Origin of the sequence: Pseudomonas sp. WS 5021, assembly GCF_012985535.1 — a bacterium.
Classification (GTDB): Bacteria; Pseudomonadota; Gammaproteobacteria; order Pseudomonadales; family Pseudomonadaceae; genus Aquipseudomonas.
Window position 1 is genome coordinate 484,521 of the sequence record NZ_JAAQWP010000004.1, and the last position, 20,077, is coordinate 504,597.

General features: G+C 58.4%; 12 protein-coding genes and 1 pseudogene. 12 read left to right on the forward strand and 1 reads right to left on the reverse strand.

Annotated features, from left to right (window positions below):
- The first annotated feature begins 16 nt into the window (after nucleotides 1–16).
- The 5 genes from HBO19_RS15820 (at nucleotide 17) to HBO19_RS15840 (ending at nucleotide 7,955) form a co-directional block, all read left to right on the forward strand.
- Complete coding sequence (locus tag HBO19_RS15820) at nucleotides 17–1,273, forward strand: TolC family protein (RefSeq protein WP_170057822.1); 1,257 nt, start codon at nucleotides 17–19, stop codon at nucleotides 1,271–1,273.
- On the forward strand, nucleotides 1,270–2,754 hold the full coding sequence (locus HBO19_RS15825) for an efflux RND transporter periplasmic adaptor subunit (protein WP_170057823.1): 1,485 nt from the start codon (nucleotides 1,270–1,272) through the stop codon (nucleotides 2,752–2,754). Before HBO19_RS15820 ends, HBO19_RS15825 begins: the two co-directional genes overlap by 4 nt.
- Nucleotides 2,751–5,909, forward strand: a complete 3,159-nt coding sequence (locus tag HBO19_RS15830; RefSeq protein WP_170057824.1) for an efflux RND transporter permease subunit — start codon at nucleotides 2,751–2,753, stop codon at nucleotides 5,907–5,909. Before HBO19_RS15825 ends, HBO19_RS15830 begins: the two co-directional genes overlap by 4 nt.
- Nucleotides 5,906–6,256 (forward strand): copper-binding protein, encoded by a 351-nt coding sequence (locus HBO19_RS15835; protein ID WP_048377695.1) that lies wholly within the window; start codon nucleotides 5,906–5,908, stop codon nucleotides 6,254–6,256. Before HBO19_RS15830 ends, HBO19_RS15835 begins: the two co-directional genes overlap by 4 nt.
- Before the next feature lie 184 nt (nucleotides 6,257–6,440).
- Nucleotides 6,441–7,955 (forward strand): hypothetical protein, encoded by a 1,515-nt coding sequence (locus HBO19_RS15840; RefSeq protein WP_170057825.1) that lies wholly within the window; start codon nucleotides 6,441–6,443, stop codon nucleotides 7,953–7,955.
- Nucleotides 7,956–8,022: 67 nt separating this feature from the next.
- Here HBO19_RS15840 and HBO19_RS15845 read toward each other — a convergent pair whose 3' ends face one another.
- Nucleotides 8,023–9,483, reverse strand: coding sequence for a site-specific integrase (locus tag HBO19_RS15845; protein ID WP_048377702.1), 1,461 nt, complete (start codon nucleotides 9,481–9,483; stop codon nucleotides 8,023–8,025).
- Nucleotides 9,484–10,525: 1,042 nt separating this feature from the next.
- On the opposite strand from HBO19_RS15845, the gene HBO19_RS15850 reads away from it, so the two are divergent.
- The 7 genes and pseudogenes from HBO19_RS15850 to HBO19_RS15880 all read left to right on the forward strand — a co-directional run bounded on the left by HBO19_RS15850 (nucleotide 10,526) and on the right by HBO19_RS15880 (nucleotide 19,893).
- The gene (locus HBO19_RS15850; RefSeq protein WP_050558324.1) at nucleotides 10,526–10,900 is read left to right on the forward strand and encodes a hypothetical protein; all 375 of its coding nucleotides are present in this window, start codon (nucleotides 10,526–10,528) and stop codon (nucleotides 10,898–10,900) included.
- A gap of 175 nt (nucleotides 10,901–11,075) precedes the next feature.
- Nucleotides 11,076–13,058: pseudogene (locus HBO19_RS15855) on the forward strand (EAL domain-containing protein); the annotation flags it as partial.
- 162 nt (nucleotides 13,059–13,220) lie between these two features.
- Nucleotides 13,221–16,220 (forward strand): molybdopterin cofactor-binding domain-containing protein, encoded by a 3,000-nt coding sequence (locus HBO19_RS15860; RefSeq protein ID WP_017737799.1) that lies wholly within the window; start codon nucleotides 13,221–13,223, stop codon nucleotides 16,218–16,220.
- Nucleotides 16,217–17,023 (forward strand): FAD binding domain-containing protein, encoded by an 807-nt coding sequence (locus HBO19_RS15865; RefSeq protein WP_017737798.1) that lies wholly within the window; start codon nucleotides 16,217–16,219, stop codon nucleotides 17,021–17,023. The genes HBO19_RS15860 and HBO19_RS15865 overlap by 4 nt, the downstream gene beginning before the upstream one ends.
- 2 nt (nucleotides 17,024–17,025) lie before the next feature.
- On the forward strand, nucleotides 17,026–17,526 hold the full coding sequence (locus HBO19_RS15870; protein WP_008060977.1) for a (2Fe-2S)-binding protein: 501 nt from the start codon (nucleotides 17,026–17,028) through the stop codon (nucleotides 17,524–17,526).
- A 5-nt stretch (nucleotides 17,527–17,531) separates the two neighbouring features.
- On the forward strand, nucleotides 17,532–19,070 hold the full coding sequence (locus HBO19_RS15875; protein WP_034113328.1) for an AMP-binding protein: 1,539 nt from the start codon (nucleotides 17,532–17,534) through the stop codon (nucleotides 19,068–19,070).
- A 19-nt stretch (nucleotides 19,071–19,089) separates the two neighbouring features.
- A complete protein-coding gene (locus tag HBO19_RS15880) occupies nucleotides 19,090–19,893 on the forward strand; it encodes an enoyl-CoA hydratase/isomerase family protein (RefSeq protein WP_052229556.1) in 804 nt (267 codons plus the stop codon).
- Nucleotides 19,894–20,077 lie beyond the last annotated feature (184 nt).

Sequence of the window (20,077 nt, forward strand, 5' to 3'; positions counted from 1 at the left end):
CACAGGAATCGTGAACATGAACTCCAAGTGCTATTGCACAGGGTGGTCCCTCGTGGCCGGCCTGGCGGCAAGCGTACTGGCATTGCCGAGTCTCGCTGCCGCATTGACACTCGATGAAGCTTTGCAGCTGGCTGAAAACAATGCGCCGTCGCTGACTGCACAAGACGCGAAAATTCAGGCTGCCAGTAGTACGGCCATCCCCGCTGGTGAACTACCCGATCCCAAGTTGCTGCTAGGCGTACAGAACTACCCCATTGGGGGGCCGGATCGCTGGAGCATCGACCAGGACTTCATGACTATGCGAATGGTCGGAGTCAGTCAGGAGATGCCCAACAGCGCCAAGCGCAAAGCCCGAATCGAGGTCGCTGATGCGGCCATTGACCGCGCCGCGGCTGAGCGCCGGGTCGAACGTCTAAAGGTTCGTCAGGCCACGGCGTTGGCCTGGATCAACAGCTACTCGGTTGAGCGTAAAGACGCGCTGTTTCAGGACTTCTACAAAGAAAACCGTCTGCTGGCCGATACCGTCCGGGCACAAATTGCCGGCGGCCGCGCTCAACCTGCTGATGCAGTAACGCCCAAACAGGAAGCGGCACAACTGGAAGAGCAGCAGGACGATCTGATTCGTCAGAGAGCACAGGCCCGAGCGGCCCTGAAGCGCTGGATTGGACCAGCCGCCAATGACAAACCTGTGGGCAGCTTGCCTGAATGGCCTGTCGAAGCCTCTGACTACTCTCATAAGCTGCAACACCACCCAGAATTGGCTGCTTTTGCGCCAATGACCCGCGAAGCGCAAGCCAAGGTCCGTGAAGCCGAAGCGGAAAAACAGTCGGATTGGAGCTGGGAAGTCGACTATCAGAATCGCGGCCGACAGTTCGGCGACATGGTCAGCGTGCAATTTTCCTGGGATCTACCACTGTTTCCTGACTCTCGGCAAAACCCCAAAATTGCGGCCAAGCACGCTGAACTCAACCAGCTTGAGGCTGAGCGTGAAGCCCTGTCACGCGAGCACACCCAGCAACTGGAGGACGAGCTGGCCGACTATGAACGCTTGAATCGTGCCGTCCATCGAACCCAGGACAGTTTGCTGCCCTTGGCCAAGGAGAAGGTCGAGCTCAGCATGGCCAGCTACCGCGCCGGCAAAGGCGATTTGAGCTCCGTCGTGGCCGCTCGGCGCGAGCTCATCGAAGCCCGCCTCAAACAGATTGACGTGGAAGAGCAGCGAGCGCTGACCAGTGCGCGTCTGTATTTTGCTTACGGGGAGTCCAGCCAATGAACCTTAGAAAGTGGAACGGGGCATTGCTGGTAGGCCTCTCGCTGGTATTGGGTGTTGCCGGTGGTTACTGGTTCGCTCAGCAGGGCATGAGCGAAGTACCTGGGGCAGCCCCGGAGCAGAGCCTCCCCTCTCTGGACGAACGCAAAGTGCTGTATTGGTACGACCCTATGTCCCCGCAGCAAAAGTTCGATAAGCCGGGTAAGTCGCCCTTCATGGACATGCAGTTGGTCCCTCAGTACGCCGACATCAAAGGGGACAGCGCAGCCGTTCGCATTGATCCAAGCCTGACTCAGAATCTCGGTGTGCGACTGGCTACCGTCAGTCGAGGTGTGTTTGCTTCGAGTCTGGACGTTGTCGGTGTGTTGGCTTTCAACGAGCGGGACGTCGCCGTCATTCAAGCCCGTACGGCGGGTTTCGTCGAGCGCGTGTATGCCCATGCTCCTGGCGACGTGATCAAAGCCAATGCCGCCATGGCGGATATCCTTGTACCTGAGTGGGCTGCGGCTCAGGAGGAGTTTCTCGCACTCAAGCGCAGTGGCGATGCGGGCTTGCTGGCAGCGGCTCGCCAGCGCTTGCGGCTCACCGGGATGCCGGCGGCATTAATTGCTCAAGTAGAGCGCAGTGGCAAAGTCCAACCAAACCTGACCCTCACCAGCCCTATTAGTGGTGTGCTGCAAGAGCTCAATGTGCGCGAGGGTATGACGGTGGCCGCCGGCGAGACACTGGCACGCGTTAATGGTTTGAGTAGCGTCTGGCTGGCCCTGGCCGTTCCGGAGACTGAATCTGGATCAATCCTCATGGGGCAAGCGGCAGAGGCGCGTTTGCCCGCGTTCCCTGGGGTTGTGCTCAAGGGCGTCGTCGGCGCGATTCTTCCGGAAACCAATCCGGATAGCCGCACCCTTCGCGTACGCGTCGAGTTACCTAACCCAGAAGGCCGTCTCAGGCCGGGTATGACCGCACGAGTGAGCCTCAATCGTTCAACGGAGCAAAGTGTGTTGTGGGTGCCGAGCGAGGCCGTCATTCGCACCGGTCGACGTGCCCTGGTGATGCTCGCTGAAGACGCTGGCCGCTATCGTCCTGTTGAAGTGTTGATTGGGCAGGAAAACGATGGCAAGACGGCGATCTTGAAAGGTCTGGAAGAGGGCCTGAAGGTGGTTTCCTCTGGCCAGTTCCTGCTCGACTCGGAGGCCAGTCTTAAGGGCATCGTTGCAAACTCAGAGGAACAGTCACCAATCAACGCGACAGCCTCCAGTTTTCATGAGGCGGATGGGCAGATCGTTGAGATCAACGACAAAGAAGTCACACTCGCCCATGGCCCCTTCAAAACGCTGGGCATGCCTGGCATGACGATGACGTTCCCGCTCGCCAATCCGGCGCTGATGCAGGGCCTCAAAACGGGCGACAAGGTCCGGATTGCAGTGAGTCAAACCGACGATGGCTTGCGTGTTGAGCGTCTAGAGAAATCAGGGGGCCAGCTATGATTGCTGCCCTGATTCGTTGGTCAGTAGCCAACCGATTCCTGGTGCTACTGGCGACACTGTTTGTCACGGCGTGGGGCATCTGGTCGGTGCAGAGCACGCCCATCGATGCGCTGCCGGATCTCTCCGATGTTCAGGTGATCATCCGAACCCCGTATCCGGGACAGGCACCGCAGATCGTCGAGAACCAGGTGACCTATCCGTTGGCCACCACCATGCTTTCGGTGCCTGGCGCCAAGACCGTGCGCGGCTACTCCTTCTTTGGTGACAGCTTTGTTTATGTGCTGTTCGAAGACGGTACTGACTTGTATTGGGCCCGCTCGCGGGTGTTGGAGTACCTGAGCCAAATACAAAGTCGCTTGCCGGCCAGCGCCAAACCGGCGTTGGGGCCGGATGCAACGGGAGTGGGCTGGATCTATCAGTACGCACTGGTGGATCGCAGTGGAGGACACGATCTGGCGCAGCTACGCGCACTTCAGGACTGGTTCCTCAAGTTCGAACTCAAGACCCTGCCCAACGTTGCGGAAGTGGCCACCGTGGGCGGCATGGTCAAGCAGTACCAGGTCCAGATTGATCCCCTCAAACTGGCCAGCCTCGGTATCACTCAGGCTGAGGTGACCGAAGCGATCGGCAAGGCCAATCAGGAAACCGGTGGCGCCGTCCTGGAGATGGCAGAGACCGAGTTCATTGTGCGTGCTTCCGGCTACTTGAAAACGCTCAATGATTTTCGGGCGATCCCACTCAAGCTGGGATCGGGTGGTGTGCCTGTGACCCTTGGCGATGTCGCCACGATCCAGTTGGGTCCGGAAATGCGGCGTGGCATCACCGAACTCGACGGCGAAGGCGAGACGGTTGGCGGTGTGGTAATTCTGCGCAGCGGCAAGAACGCTCGCGAAACCATTGCGGCGGTCAAGACCAAACTCGACGAGTTGAAAAGCAGCTTGCCGGCGGGGGTGGAAATCGTCACCACCTACGACCGCAGCAAACTAATCGACCGCGCGGTGGAAAATCTCAGCCACAAACTGCTCGAAGAGTTCATCGTCGTCGCGTTGGTGTGTGGCATCTTCCTCTGGCACCTGCGTTCATCTCTGGTGGCAATCATCTCCCTGCCGGTGGGGGTGCTGATCGCCTTCATCGTGATGCGTTATCAAGGGATCAACGCCAACATCATGTCCCTGGGCGGAATTGCCATCGCCATCGGTGCCATGGTCGACGCTGCCGTGGTGATGATTGAAAACGCGCACAAGAAGGTTGAGGCTTGGCACGTGGCCAATCCGGGGGAGGAACTGAAGGGTGAACGTCATTGGCACGTGATGACCGAAGCGGCGGCTGAAGTTGGACCAGCACTGTTCTTCTGTTTGTTGATCATTACCCTGTCGTTCATTCCGGTGTTCACCCTGCAAGCCCAAGAGGGGCGGCTATTCGGCCCGCTGGCTTTCACCAAGACCTACGCCATGGCCGCAGCGGCGGGATTGTCAGTGACCTTGGTGCCGGTGTTGATGGGCTACTGGATTCGGGGACGAATTCCCAGTGAACAACAGAACCCGTTGAACCGCTGGCTAATCCGGATCTACCAGCCGGCTCTGGATGCAGTCTTGCGACGACCGAAGATCACGCTGCTGGTCGCGTTGCTGGTTTTTATCAGCGCACTATGGCCAATGTCGCGCTTGGGTGGCGAGTTTCTTCCGCCTTTGGACGAGGGCGACCTGCTCTATATGCCTTCGGCTCTGCCGGGATTGTCGGCGCAGAAAGCGGCGCAACTGCTGCAACAGACCGACCGCCTGATCAAGACCGTGCCGGAGGTCGAACATGTCTTTGGTAAAGCCGGTCGTGCTGAAACTGCCACCGACCCGGCGCCGTTGGAGATGTTCGAAACCACCATCCAGTTCAAGCCACAGGAGCAATGGCGCCCAGGTATGACTCAGGAAAAACTGGTGGAAGAGCTGGATCGAGTGGTGCGAGTTCCTGGGCTGACCAATATCTGGATACCACCGATTCGCAACCGAATCGACATGCTGGCCACGGGGATCAAGAGTCCTATTGGGGTGAAAGTTGCCGGCACCAACCTGACCGAGATTGATGCCGCTACCCAGGCGGTCGAGCGGGTGGCCAAGGATGTGCCCGGCGTCAGTTCGGCGCTGGCCGAGCGTCTGACGGGAGGTCGCTATATCGATGTGGATATCGATCGTAAGGCAGCCGCTCGTTACGGGCTGAACATCGCCGATGTGCAATCCATCGTGGCCGGTGCTATCGGCGGTGAGAGCGTCGGGGAGACCATTGAAGGGCTCGCACGTTTCCCGATCAACGTACGTTACCCTCGGGAGTGGCGTGACTCGCTCGGCGCCCTGGAGCAATTGCCGATCTACACCCCGCTAGGGAGCCAGATCACCCTCGGCACAGTGGCGAAGGTCAAGGTCAGCGACGGCCCGCCGATGCTCAAGAGCGAGAATGCACGGCCCTCTGGTTGGGTATACATCGACGTGCGTGGCCGGGACATTGCCTCGGTAGTCGCCGATCTACGCCGGGTCGTCAGCGAGCAGGTCAAGTTTCAGCCCGGCATGAGCCTGAGTTACTCAGGACAGTTCGAATTTCTCGAAAGGGCCAACGCACGACTCAAACTGGTGGTGCCTGCCACGCTGTTGATCATCTTCGTATTGCTTTACCTGACGTTTGCCCGCTTCGACGAGGCCCTGCTGATCATGGCCACTCTGCCATTCGCCCTGACTGGCGGGGCATGGTTCCTCTATCTGTTGGGGTTCAACCTGTCGGTCGCCACCGGGGTCGGCTTTATCGCCTTGGCCGGTGTTTCTGCCGAATTTGGCGTGATCATGCTGCTCTACCTGAAAAACGCCTGGGCCGAACGTGAAGACCTCGGTGACAACACTGAGCGTGGGCTGATTGCGGCCATTCGTGAAGGGGCCGTGCAGCGCGTTCGACCCAAGGCCATGACCGTGGCCGTGATCATTGCCGGCCTGTTACCCATCCTGTTGGGCAGCGGCACCGGCAGCGAGGTGATGAGTCGCATCGCCGCGCCCATGGTGGGCGGCATGATCACCGCACCCTTGCTGTCGCTGTTTGTCATTCCGGCAGCCTATCGCCTGATGCGTCGCCGGCACCTCTCAGTTGAACCCATTAACTCTCAAGGAAACGTCCTATGAAACTGACCCTGATTGCAGTTGCAAGCACCGTATTTGCGCTGTCTCTTTCTGCCCTGGCAGAGGACGTGCCGGGCATGAAAATGGACGGTATGGAGGGCATGGAGATGAAGCAGGACGTAAAGCAGGCTCCGATAGCCAAAGCGGAGGGCACGATCAAGTCAATTAACTCCGAGAAGCAGACAGTGACTATCGCTCATGGCGCCGTGCCAGCCGTGCAGTGGCCTGCTATGACCATGGCTTTTTCCGTAACGGAAGATCAGCTGACAGGGCTGACGGCCGGAGACCGAGTGTCGTTTTCATTCCGGTTAGAGGGTGGCCGAGCCACGATTGTATCCATCAAAAAGTGAAATGGCGGTAATGGAAGTAGCCGGAGCGTAATGTCGCGTCGGCTTCTGCCACCCGCTTTTTACGAAAACCAATTATTCAGTAACGGAGCGTGTATGGCCGCTATTGGCTGTGGATTCGATCGATCAATGCTATGAATGAAGCTGCGATAGTGTTTGGTAGAGAGACAGAGCAAGGAGAAGGCATATGCAAGACAGCGGATGGAAGGCGCGCTTAGATATTCTGCGGGACGCAGTGAAAAGAAATATGCTTGATAAGCTAGTCGGACATGGCTGGGAAGCGTCCATAGTCCGTGAGGTTGCCGCAGGAGAGTATGTGGTCGTAAAGGCGTCTAGAGGCGGGGCGGAGCGTTCGGCCGCAGTACTCTATTCGTCAGCGACGAGCAACAATGTATACAAGCAACTGGCTGGAGAGGTGTCCGTTATCTTTTTTAACGGACAGCCGTACATGGTTGAGTCATTCGCTATAGGGGTATCCATTCCCGTGAAGCCGATTGACGATTTTCAACCCTTTCTCATCGAATGGAACCGTGAAAGCAGCACTGGAAAGTTTGCTCCTACGACAACGCAAGCAGAAGAGACGAGCCTTGAAGAGTTGCAAGCACCGCGGCGAGTGCTGCTTTCAGAGACTCCGATAGAAGCAGTCTGGGCGAGGCTTGCTCAGTTAAAAAGTGCAACTTTTGCTCGAAAGATGGTCGACCGTCGCGCTCAACTTGAAAGCCTAAGTCTTGAGCCGTCGACCATTGTGTCAAAGGGAGAGGGCGTTGCTTTCGCGCTCCGAAATGCCACCGATTATTTCAGTGCCATTGATCGAAGAAATGTCAGTCAACGTGTACTCAATCTGTATTACGGCACAATGTCGTTCGCATTTGCCGAGATGCTTGCTTCACCAGGTGGTCCTCAAACCCTTTCAGAGTTGGAGGCAACAACCAAAAAAGGGCATGGCCTTTACACCCATGATGGTTTAGATGACCGATTTGAGAGTCTGGCCATTGGCGCGCTCGTCTCGGGTTTTTTCCCAAGTTGGGTTAAATCGATGACTGCAAACTCACTTGTCGCTGCCAAACGGAAACCAGACGGTCTGGATGCACTGAAAGCACTGCCCGTTGAAAGCTGGCTTACGATGGAGCAGCTGTTTTCTCGGATACCTGAGGTTGCGGATCTTTTTGAGGACATATTTGAAGGTAAACCTTCTTGGGTTACTCCTGCTTACGATCAAGAAAGTAATGGTCGACACCACCGTGCGACGACGACCTACGCTCTTTTGATAGATGAGTCTGGGCGAATGACTATGGATGATATTGCTGCTTTTCCTGGGGCAATTCGCGAGATCATCCAAGTTTCGTCTAGGTCATCAGCAAGTCATTTCCGTGTGGCAATTGATCATCCGGAGTCGAGTATTTGGTGGGATGCACTTCAGCTACATCACAGTCCATTTAAAAGACATGCGCTAATGCTGCCTCTCTTTGGAACGATAAATGAGTATCGAGCGACATGTTTGGTGTTGCTCTATGCGTTGTCCATTCTGGTTCGCTATCGTCCAAGCCTATGGCGGCAGATACAGGAAGGGGAGCTTGATCATTTCAGGTCACTGATCGAGACGTTTCTCTCAGCAGTTGAGCGCATTCTTCCAGAACAGTTTCTGGAGAAAATTACGGGGCAGTCGATCTCTGTCCATCAACCCGGCTCGTTTTTTTCCTAGGATGGTTGAAGACCCTGAGCATTCCTCCGTCCGTTTTTAGTTGGAATCTTCGGGAAACCCACTTTGATTATCCGATTGAGGGCGTCTGGGATCCATTGGCGGCGTAGTCTGGAAAAGACATCATCGACTCAGTCGGTGTGTGCTCATAGGTTGAGGACAGCACTGCACTGAGGCGATCACCCAATAGGTTCCAGGCGCGCTTCTTTTCTTCGGCATAATCGTGATGCAGGTAGTGGCGTCTCACCCGAGAGCCGGCCAACACATGGTTTTGGCAGCGATCGATGACGTCCAGGCTGACCCCCAAAGCCTGCATCATGGTCGCGCCCGTGCGGCGCAGATCATGCGGCGTCCAGTCGCCGTTTTGGCCGTCGGCGAGGACCAGCGTGTCGTCGTGACGCCTTCTTGAGAGGGCCTTGCGGTTTTTGAACCGGGCCTGGCGATCACCGACCTGTTTACTCACCACTTTCACGTCCACATGCCCATCATCCTGCTTGTTCGGAAAACACCATTGTGAGTCTCCCGTCAGGGTCTTGAGTTCTTGAAAGAAATGCAGGGCGAAGGGGGAGAGGAAGACATGGTGGTCCTGCTTTTTGCCGCGAGTGCCTTTGACGTTTTCGCTGGGGAGAAACCAGGTCTGCCGGTCCAGATCGATATTTTTCCATTCGGCCTGCAGCAACTCGCCGATCCGGCACAGGGTGCCCAAGCTGATCCAGAGCGCAAGTTGGGTTTCCTTCTTTAGCGGCCGAATGCCGTCGTACTTTTGACCCGCGGGGAGGGCGTTGTAGTCGGCGGTCATTTGCTGGAAGCGGTTGTGCAGTTCCAACAGCTCAGCCGACGAAAGGATCCTGCTTCTTTCGGCCTCGTAGTCGGCCGGGATCAGGGGGGAGATGTCGACCAGCTCAGTTGGATCACCCTCGATCAATAAGGCCCGCCAGGGTTGGCGCTTTCTAGCCCAGCTGAACATCTGGGTGAGGTCGGCGAAGAAGCTGATGGCTTGCCGGTGAGCGCCGCGGTTGACCACGGCCCGGATCAGCGCCCGAACATCGTGTTCGGAAACATTGTTCACCGCTGTCTTGCCGAGTGCCGGAAAAAGGTCCTTGTTAAAGCGTCGTTGCAACTCGGCATTTCCGTCTTTACGCGCCACGCCATCCAACAGCCAGGCCTTGGCCAGATCCTGGACGGTCAGTATTTGCACCTTGCGCGTCCTCTCCTGTTCGGCCTCAACGTTAGCAGCGGCATGCGCCTGTGCCTTGGCGGTCTTCTTGTGCTCGTTGGGATTGATCTGCTCATCGATGAGCGCACGGGCCTGGTTGCGGGCCTTGCGGATGTCCGTCAGGGATTTGCGCGGCCAGGACCCGCAGGAGTACTCTTTGTTTTGGTCGCCCCACCGATAGCGATAGAAAAAGCTGACCGACACGCCGTTCTTGCGCACTGAGATTCGACCGGCCAGATTGCCATCCTCCCTGAGTATTCGGCCGGCATCTTCAACGGTCAGCGACTCGAGTTCTTTGATGGTGATTTTAACCATAAAATAGGTTCCCCCTACTTTTACCCCCACAAAAACGCCGGCTCTTGATGGACGTTCCTGGACTCTCGTAGAGCAGAACACCGCTGGAGCTCAAGTAAATACTAGCTTAGAAAAATCCAAAGTAAAATTTTGGAGTCTTTCAAGAAGTATGAAAAAGGAGATGGGGTGCTAGGGGTCGAGTGTTCGAATCACTCCGTCCCGACCATATAATTCAAGGGGTTGCGAGATTTTATTTCGCGACCCCTTTTTATTTTCTATCGGTTTTACTCCCACAAATCGTCTGGCTTTCGGTGGAATCCTCATTGTTTCCGTGTAGAGCTGAAGCCAGCTTTGGCGCTCTCTAGCACGTTTTTTAGGACGACGTTGTCGCCCTTTCTTGGTGCTTTCAGTATCTAAGGTGCTCTTCTCTTACAAGCCATCGACAGGGTACCCATCGGTTTGTACTCGTCAGGCCGACGGAGCCTTCCCGCGTAGAGGTAGTCTTCTTGGAGATACCAGGATCGAATAGCCATTGGGAGCTGCGCAGGCCGCAGAGTGCCTCTGCTTTTCTTAGGAGTGCGCGTATAGGCGTCAAAGCTATCCACAAAGGGCGTGGGTATATCTGTGGATAATGACCCAGGCACTGCGGAATACAGGGCTTGCAATGTGCTGGTCATTAATTGAGCAGGTTTCGTGTGCAGCTGACGTCGGCGAGCAGGCTTAGGGGCGCGAAGTCGCTATCGTTCGGCTTGGATCTACAGTTTTACGTCACGCCTGCACTCGTCAGCCAACCATGCCTCAATACCTAATGCCGTAAGTGGATCAATACCAGCAGAGTAGATCCCACGCGGCCCTTCCATACTCACCTTGCGCCACCCGCTGCCCACGGCCAAGGCTTCGGCCTCAGTGTATTGCCTGTCCGGTGGCCGCCTGGTGTTGGTCGTGGAATTGGGGGACCGGGCCGTGGAGTTCCTGCAATCCCCTTACGGCGAAATGTTCGGTGTGAGATACCCAAGCCCGCCAGTCACCTGCCGACGCTGGTGACCGAGACAGCGGTCAGCCGATGGGGATTGCGCGTAATTCCGATGGCTGGATCACTTACCCACGCGGTCTTCAATTGCAGGCGGAAATGGTCGCACGCTGGCAGGCAGCGGTAACAGCTTATGCACCGGGTGTGTTCAAGCCTTTCGTGCAGTCGCTTTACATCGAAATGGCCGAACATCCCGACCATTCACCGAGCCCAATTCACTTGATATTGCGCGCCGGGTGCAATGTGATCCTGCAGTTTCTCGAAGGACTCAGTGCGGCCGGTGTCAACCATGTGGTTTTGAATTTCAAGTACGGCGAACGCGATGCCGCTCAGGTGGTGGAAGAAGTTGGCCGAGAAATTTTGCCGCGACTTGAGGACAGCGAAGCCGGCCGAATGGGAGCAATCTGATACGGTTTCTTATGGTGGATCTGAGCCTTTTTTGTGGCTAGGTCGGTGCTTTATAAAGTGCGCGACCGGAGTGCGAGCGGATTGTGCCCGGCCGGCCACTTTTTCAGACTCTTTGAAGATCGATGGTCTCGGCAGTCCTCAGGAACCACCATGAATACCCGCCGCACGAGATTTCATTCATGGAATGGCCATTGGTCCACAGGAAGGAACCTGCGGCACCGCAGCGTTCCGTCGCGAGCTGGTGGTCACCGAAGACATCCCCCGGGACCCAAGCTGGGAGCGTTTTCGCGGCCTGGCGCTGGGGCATAACCTGCGTTCCTGCTGGTCGGTGCCTTTGCTCTCCCATCAAGGATGCGTGTTGGGTACATTTGCCCTGTACCAGAACCGCGCCCATGCGCCGGACGAGGCGCAGATTCAGCGACTGGCCTGCGCGGCCCAACTGGCAGCCATTGCGATCCGCCATGAACGTGACGGCCAACGTCTGGAGGAAAGCGAACAACGTTTTCGTTCTTTGTTCACCTATAACCCAAACCCGGTGTTCGCCCTCGATCTGGCCGGCAACATCCAGAGTGTGAATCCAGCGGGCCTGAAGCTCAAGCCGCTTACCGCAACCGACTTCATCGGTCATCACTTTGCCAATCTGGTGGTCGAAGAAGACCTGCAACGGGTCAGTCGGCATTTCTCTGCAGCCAGCACCGGAGAGCCCCAGCGCTTCGAGGCACGGGTTCGCGACGTGAGCGACAAGCTGTTGACCATGGACATTTCCAACCTGCCGATCATGGTCAATGGCGAGATCGTCGGGGTATTCGGAGTTGCCAGGGACATCAGCGAGCAGAAGCACTACGAGCGCCAGTTGAGCTTCAACGCCTGCCATGATCGGCTGACCGGTTTGCTTAACCGTGTCTCTCTTGAAGACCGGCTTATGCTGGATTGTCACATCAGTCGTCGGCGTAAGCGTCGTCTGGCGGTGATTTGCATTGATCTGGATGGATTCAAATCCATCAACGATTCGATCGGACACTACTTCGGCGATCAGGTGCTGATTGAGGTGGCGCAGCGTATGACCCAGCAGGTTCGTCCCGGTGACACCATCGTGCGCATGGGCGGTGACGAATTTATCGTTCTGCTGCCGGACCTGCTTCGTGATGAAGACGTCGTTCCGGTGACGGAGCGATTGATGGCCAGCATTGCCAGACCCTACTGCATCCAGGGCATTGACCTGCACGTAAGTGCAAGTGTCGGCATCCCCCTGAGCGATGGTCACATCGAGCAGCCGATGCAGCTGATCCAGCAGGCTGACATGGCCATGTACAAAGCCAAGCAGCAAGGGCGCAACAATTTTCAGTGGTACACCAGCGATCTCAATCAGCGTGTTTGCGAGCACGCGAGCCTGCGCAATGACCTGCAGAAGGCAATCGAAACCCAGTCGTTCAAGTTGCATTATCAACCGCAGATAGACGCGCGAACGTTACAGGTGGTCGGGATCGAAGCGTTGCTGCGCTGGGAGCATCCCGAAAAAGGATTTATCTCGCCAGCGGTGTTTGTACCGGTGGCAGAGGACAGTGGTCAGATTATCCCGCTGAGCCTTTGGGTACTCGATACGGCCTGCGCGCAGCTGCGTCAGTTAGGCGAGCAGGGCATCACCGGCATCTCGATGGCGGTGAATATTTCGCCGATGCATTTTCAGCGTGGCAATTTCGTCCAGTGTGTCCAGGCCACCCTGGAGAAACATGGTCTCAGTGGTGAGCAGTTGGAGCTGGAGATCACCGAGTCGCTTCTGTTGCATAACGCTGAACAGGCAATTGAAACCTTGCACCGGCTCAAGATGTTGGGGGTGCGCATTGCGCTTGATGATTTCGGCACCGGTTTTTCCAGCCTCAGCTACCTCAAGCGTTTGCCCATCGACAAGATCAAGATTGACCGCTCGTTCATCCAGGAAATCACCACCGATAATCACGATGCCGCGATCACCCAAGGCATTATTTCCATGGCCCATCACCTCAGCCTGACGGTGGTCGCCGAAGGCGTGGAAACGGCGTCTCAGGTGGATTTCCTGAAGGGCAGTCGCTGCGATATTTTTCAGGGGTATTACTTTGCCAAACCAATGCCCTACGCAGAAATCGAAGCGTTCCTGAGCCATCCCGCGTCCCTTCCCTGAGCGGCCATTCTGTCGGGTCCCAGTCCTGTAAATCAGACGCTAAGGCAAATTGTCAGACTCCAACGCAGAACTCCCTCTCCCCAGGCAAGGCGCTCCCTGCGCCTTTCTCACACACTCGGCTCTAACGCTATCGCGCTGCATAACAACAAGAGCCGCGAAAAAATGACTAGTTTCCAACCTGCTACCGAAAATCAGACCGGCCACATCGGCGCCCGTCAGGCCCGTGTCGAGGACGCCGCATTGTTGCGCGGTCTCGGCTGCTATGCCGATGACGCTGCGATCCCGCCGGGGACGCTCCATGCGGCGATCATCCGTTCACCCCACGCTCATGCGCGGATCACCTCGGTGGACTTTTCCAGTGCGCTGCTGATGAAAGGCGTGCACGGCGTGCTGGTCGGCGAAGACGTCAAACGCTGGGCGCTGCCATTTCCGGTGGGTGTACGTCAGCCGATGGAGCACTGGTGCGTCGCCGTCGACAAAGTGCGCTACGTTGGAGAGCCGGTGGCCGTGGTGATCGCCGAGAGCCGCTATCTGGCCGAAGACGCCATCGAAGGTGTGCGCGTTGAATACGAGCCGCTGCCCCCGATCATCGATCCAGAACGGGCCACCGCCGAACAGGCGCCTATCCTGCACGAAGCCGTCGGCAGCAACGTGGTCAACGAACGACGCTTTCGTTATGGCGAGCCGGAGCAGGCCTTCGAGCAGGCGCCGCACAAGGTCTCGCTCAAAGTGAAGTTTCCGCGCAGTTCCTGCACACCCATTGAATGCTATGTGGTGTTGGCTCAGTACGAGCGCGCCACCGGCATTTATGACGTGCTGGCCAATTTCCAGGGCCCCTATGCATTACACACGGTCATGGCCCGGGCTCTGAATGTGCCTGGCAACCGCTTGCGTTTGCGCACACCGAAAGATTCCGGTGGCAGCTTTGGCATCAAGCAAGGGGTTTTCCCTTACGTGGTGATGATGGGGCTGGCGTCACGCAAGGTCGGCGCACCGGTGAAGTGGGTCGAGGACCGTCTGGAACATCTTCAGGGGGCTTCTTCGGCGACCAATCGGGTGACCGAAATTGAAGCGGCGGTAGAAGCAGACGGGCGCATCACCGCTTTGCGTTATGACCAGATCGACGATTGTGGTGCCTACCTTAGAGCGCCTGAACCGGCGACTTTCTACCGCATGCACGGCAACCTGACGGGTGCCTATGCGATCCGCAATCTGCAAGTGCGCAACCGCGTGGTGCTGACCAACAAAACCCCTTCCGGCCTGAACCGTGGTTTCGGTGGCCCGCAGGTATATTTCGCCCTGGAGCGGCTGCTGCAACATATCGCCGTGCAGTTGAAGCTTGATCCGTTGGACGTGATCCGCCGCAACCTGGTGCCGGCCGATGCCTTCCCATATCGCGCGGCCGCCGGTGCGTTGCTCGATTCCGGCAACTACCAAGCTGGCATTGCCTTGGCGGCGGCTGACGGTGGACTCGACGAGTTGCTCAAACGTCGTGATCAGGCGCGGGCCGAAGGTCGAATCTATGGCATTGGCTATGCCGCCGTCATTGAACCCTCGATTTCCAACATGGGTTACATCACCACCGCGATGACACCCGAAGAGCGGCGCAAGGCCGGTCCGAAAAACGGCGCTGTCGCCACCGCAACCATCAACGTCGGCCCGTTGGGTGACGTCAGTGTGCATGTGTCCTCGGCACCGCAAGGGCAGGGCCATCAAACCACCGTCGCTCAGGTCGTCGCCGAAGTGCTTGGGGTTGCATTGGAATCCATCGTGGTCAACGTCGAGCTGGATACTCAGAAGGACGCTTGGTCGATTGCCTCGGGCAACTATTCCAGCCGTTTCGCCGGCGCTGTGGCCGGTGCCGTCTATAAGGCCGCGCTGAAGATCCGCGATCGCCTCGCCGTGATTGCCGGCGAGCAATTGCAGGCCAGTCCCGAAGATATTCGTTTCGCCGGCGGCAAGATTTTTGTGGTCAATGGCGGGGCGGTGGCGCCATTCCATAGGATTGCCGGTGCGACCCACTGGTCGCCGGGCCTGCTACCGGAAGGTGAAAGTGGCGGTCTGCGCGAAACCGCGTTCTGGAGCCCGCCGCAATTGGTGGCCCCGGACGACCAGGACCAGGTCAATAGCTCGCTGTGCTACGGCTTTGTCTTCGACATCTGTGGTCTGGAAATCGACCGCATGACCGGCGAGATCCACATCGATCGCTACGTCACCTGCCATGACGCCGGCCGCCTGCTCAACCCCGCGCTGGTCGACGGCCAGATTCGTGGTGGCTTCACCCAAGGCCTCGGCGCGGCGCTGATGGAAGAATTCGCCTACGGTGAGGACGGCAGCTTCCTCTCCGGGACCTTCGCCGATTATCTGGTGCCAACCGCACCGGAAGTGATCGAACCGGTGATCCTGCACATGGAAACGCCATCGCCCTTCACCCCGCTGGGCGCCAAGGGTGTGGGCGAGGGCAACAACATGAGCACGCCGGTGTGCATCGCCAACGCGGTGGCCGACGCCCTCGGTCGCTCGGACATCCGTCTGCCACTGACACCATCGAAAGTACGCACGCTCATCGGGATCGACGAGCCCCCTCGGCCCGCCGGTATGGAGCCCGACGAAGACCTGGACGCAGCACCTGCCGGTGGACCCGCGTTGCGGGCCAACGACTCGGTGGTGATTCCTGCTTCGCCGCAACAGGTCTTCGATACCTTGCTCGACCCGCAGACGCTGGCGGCGATCATTCCCGGTTGCCACGACCTCGTGCTTGAAGGCGAGAACCGATACCGCGCAGACGTCACCGTCGGCGTCGGCATGATCCGTGCGCGCTTCGAGGCCAAGGTGGCCCTGAGTGATCTGGACCCACCGCATTCGTTGCGTCTGTCCGGTTCCGGCAGCAGCTCGATGGGTTCGGCCCAGGGCCAGGCCAAAGTGCGTTTCGTCGAACTGGAAAATGGCCACACGCGTCTGGAATACCAATACCAGGTGGCGGTCAGCGGCAAAGTCGCCGCGGTCGGCGGCCGAATGTTGCAAGGGGCCTCGAAAGTGATCATCGGACAAATCTTTACTCGCCTGTCGCAACGGGTCAGCGGCCAAGCCATCTCCACCGGCTGGTGGGCGCGACTGCGCGCCTCGCTTGGCGCGCTGTTTGGCAAGGGGGGTGCGCAATGAAACCGGCTGCTTTCGATTACGTTCGGGCTGAAACCCGTCGTCAGGTGGTTGAGTTGCTCGCCGAGTATGGCCAGGAGGCTCGCATCATCGCCGGTGGCCAATCGCTGATGGCGGTGCTGAACATGCGCCTGGCTCAACCCAAGTTGCTGATCGATATCAATCATGTGGCCGAGCTGGCCTATATCGAGCTGCGCAAGGATTGCCTGGCGGTAGGTGCCGGGGTGCGACAGGCGCAGTTGCTGGCGCGTTCGACCCTGATGGACGAGGTGCCTTTATTGGCACTGGCGATGCCCTGGATCGGCCACTTCCAGACGCGTAATCGCGGTACGGTCTGCGGTTCGGTGGCTCACGCCGACCCCAGCGCCGAGTTGCCGCTGTGCCTGGTGACACTGGGCGGCGAGATCGTTCTCGAGTCCAAAAAAGGCAAGCGCATCGTCAAGGCCGCCGACTTCTTCCAAGGCATTCTCACCACCGACAAGCGTGCGGATGAGCTGGTCGTCGAGGTGCGTTTTCCGCTCAAGCGCGAAGGCATCACCTATCGCTTCCGCGAAATCGCCATGCGCCACGGCGACTTTGCAATTGTCTCCCTGGCCGCGGCCATCGGGACGGACCAGGTCGAACTCGGCATCGGCGGGGTCGCCGACCGTCCGCAACGTCGCAGCCTGCCACGGGGTGCGGCGCTGCCTGACGCGCTCAATCAAACCGCCTGGTCGCTCGATGCACAAGACGACGTGCACGCCAGCGCCGCCTATCGCCGCCAACTGGTTCGCGAGCTGGGTCATCAGATGATCGAAGGAGTCTGAACATGCGTGTAACTGCCGACCAAACCTTTCCGATTCGCCTGGAACTCAATGGCCGCTCCCGCGAAGCGCTGGCCGAACCGCGGACCCAACTCTGCGACTTCCTGCGCCACGACCTCGGTGCCACCGGCGTCCATGTCGGTTGCGAACACGGTGTCTGCGGCGCCTGCACGGTGCTGGTGGACGGGGTCGCCATGCGTTCCTGCCTGATGCTCGCGGTACAGGGGCACGAGCGGCGTATCGAGACCGTCGAGTCCCTGGCCGACGACGACACACTGAGCGACCTGCAACAAGCCTTTCGCCGTCATCACGCCTTGCAGTGCGGCTTTTGCACTGCGGGCATTCTCATGTCCTGCGTGGATTTCCTCGAACGGGTACCCAACCCGGACGAGACCCAGGTACGCGACATGCTTTCGGGGCATCTATGTCGCTGCACGGGCTACACCGGCATCGTCCAGGCCGTGCTCGAAGTCGCTGCCCAGCGCCAAACGAACAAAGGGGTATAACAATAATGTTCGATCTCGGACGCAGTTTTCTCGCTGCCGTTGAACGCCGACCGCACGCCGTGGCGGTCAGTGACGGTGCGTTGAAGAAAACCTATGAAGACTGGTTCGTCGATATCCAGAGCGCAGCGCGGGGCTTGCAACGCCTTGGGCTGCAACGGGGTGACCGACTGCTGGTAGCGATGCAGAACCGCTGGCAGATGGCGACCCTGCATTGGGCCTGTCAGTTTGCGGGCGTGGTCATGACCCCGTTGAACTGGCGTTCGACTGCCGATGAACTGGGCTACTGCATCGAAGATGCGCAAATCCGCGCACTGGCTTACGACGACGCGACCGTGGCCGCGGTGGCCGGTTGCAGCGCCGCCACCAGGCTGCCACGGATCGCCGCCGGTATCCGTGCCGCCGACACCGACCTGAGTTTCGAGGAGCTGTGTTCGCAGACCCCCTCCGACATCATTTTGCAGGCCGACGCCGAAGACTTTTCACTGCTGCTGTACACCTCCGGAACCACCAGCAAGCCCAAGGGCGTGCCCCGTCGGCACCGTAGTGAACGCGCCGCGGCGGTGGCCCACGTAGCGCAAAACCTCTACCGCCAGAGCGAGTGCACGCTGGGTGTCATGCCGCTTTACCACACCATGGGCGTGCGTTCGTTGCTGTCCATGGCGCTGATCGACGGGCATTTCGTCTGTGTGCCGAAGTTCGACGTGGAAGCCACGCTGCAGGCCATCGAGCGGGAAAAGGTCAGCAACCTGTACCTCGTACCGACGCTCTACCACATGCTCATCGAGCACCCGGCCTTCGCCCGCGAGCGAGTAGCCAGTGTGGAGAAAATCGGCTTTGCCGGCGCGCCGATGAGCGACGGCTTGATGCGTCGCGTCGAGCAGGCGTTCCAGCCGCAGTTGTTCGTCAACCATTACGGCAGCTCGGAAATCTACACCTTCACCATCGACCAGCAGGCCAGTCGCAAACCCGGCTCCTCAGGGCGCAGTGCAATGAACCAGCGCGTGCGCGTGGTACCGATCGATGCTGAAACGGTGGACGTGCAGGCCAACCCATTGGAGGAGGGCCAGATCATCGCCGACCTGGCGAGTGACGAGGCGTTCGAAGGCTACCTGAACCGCCCTGAGGCGAACGCCAAGGCGTTGCGTGACGGATGGTATTTCACCGGTGACATCGGCTACTTCGATCTGGAAGGCGATCTGTTCGTCACGGGTCGTGTCGATGACTTGATCATCACCGGCGGCGAAAACGTCAGCCCGGCGGAAATCGAAAACATGCTCTCTCTGCACCCGGCAGTGGAAGAAGTGGTGGTGGTCGGTCTGCCTGACGAGCAGTGGGGCAAGATCATTGCAGCGTTTATCAAGCTGCGCGCCGAGGTGTCGGAATGCGACCTCGATGCTCATTGCATCGCTTCGGGCCTGGCCAAATTCAAGCGGCCACGGCGTTACCAGTTCATCGATCAGATTCCCAAATCTCCAGTTGGCAAGGTGCTGCGGCGCGTGCTGCTGGCCCAATTTCAGGAACAGGCCTTGAAGGCCATCAGCTAATCATCCAGAGGACACTCCAATGCAACAACAAGCGATCCAGCAATTTCTCGACACTCAGTTCGATGGCTTCCAGGTTGAAGTCGATGTGTCCCGCGAGCGCGCTGACATCATCCTCAACCGGGCGCCGTTGAACGTCATTTCCATGGGGCAGCGCGATCAACTGCGCCTGGTCTTCGAAGCCCTCGATGCACACAAAGATGTGCGCGTCATCGTGCTGCGCTCGGTGGGTGAACACTTCTCCAGCGGTGGCGACATCAAGGGTTTCCTTGAAGCTTCGCCGGAGCACGTTTCGAAGCTGGCCTGGAACGTTGCGGCACCGGCACGTTGCGAAAAACCGGTAATCGTCGCCAACCGTGGTTACACCTTCGGCGTCGGTTTTGAATTGTCCCTGGCCTGCGATTTCCGCGTTGCTTCGCAAACCACGCGCTACGCCTTGCCGGAGCAGAACCTGGGTCAGATCCCAGGCTCGGGAGGCTCCGCACGCCTGCAGAAAATCATCGGCATCACCCGCACCAAACACATGGTGATGCGCGCCAAGCGCATTACGGGCGACCAGGCCTATGCCTGGGGTATTGCTACCGAGGTCGTGCCAGATACCGAACTGGAAAACACCGTCGATGCGCTGGCTGATGAACTGCGGCGCTTCTCGCCGCTGGCTCAGCGCACGGCGAAAAAACTGATCAACGACAACGAAGATGCGCCGCTGACCGTCGCGATCGAAATGGAAGGTCACTGCTACAGCCGCCTGCGCAGCTCCAAGGACTTCAAGGAAGGCGTCGAAGCGTTTCACAGCAAGCGTCCGGCAGTGTTCACCGGCGAGTAAATGCGTACCGGCGAGCAGGCCCGGGAGCATGTCGGCAACGGCGTGCCTCCCTATGGAGCAGGGCCTGCCGCCCCTTCACTGAAACTGATAGGGCGCATCAATATTCGTTAATAGAAAACCCGTTGCGGGGCTCGTAGGGTGAGATCGGCTGCACCGAAATCCGTCCAATAAATATAAAAATCGG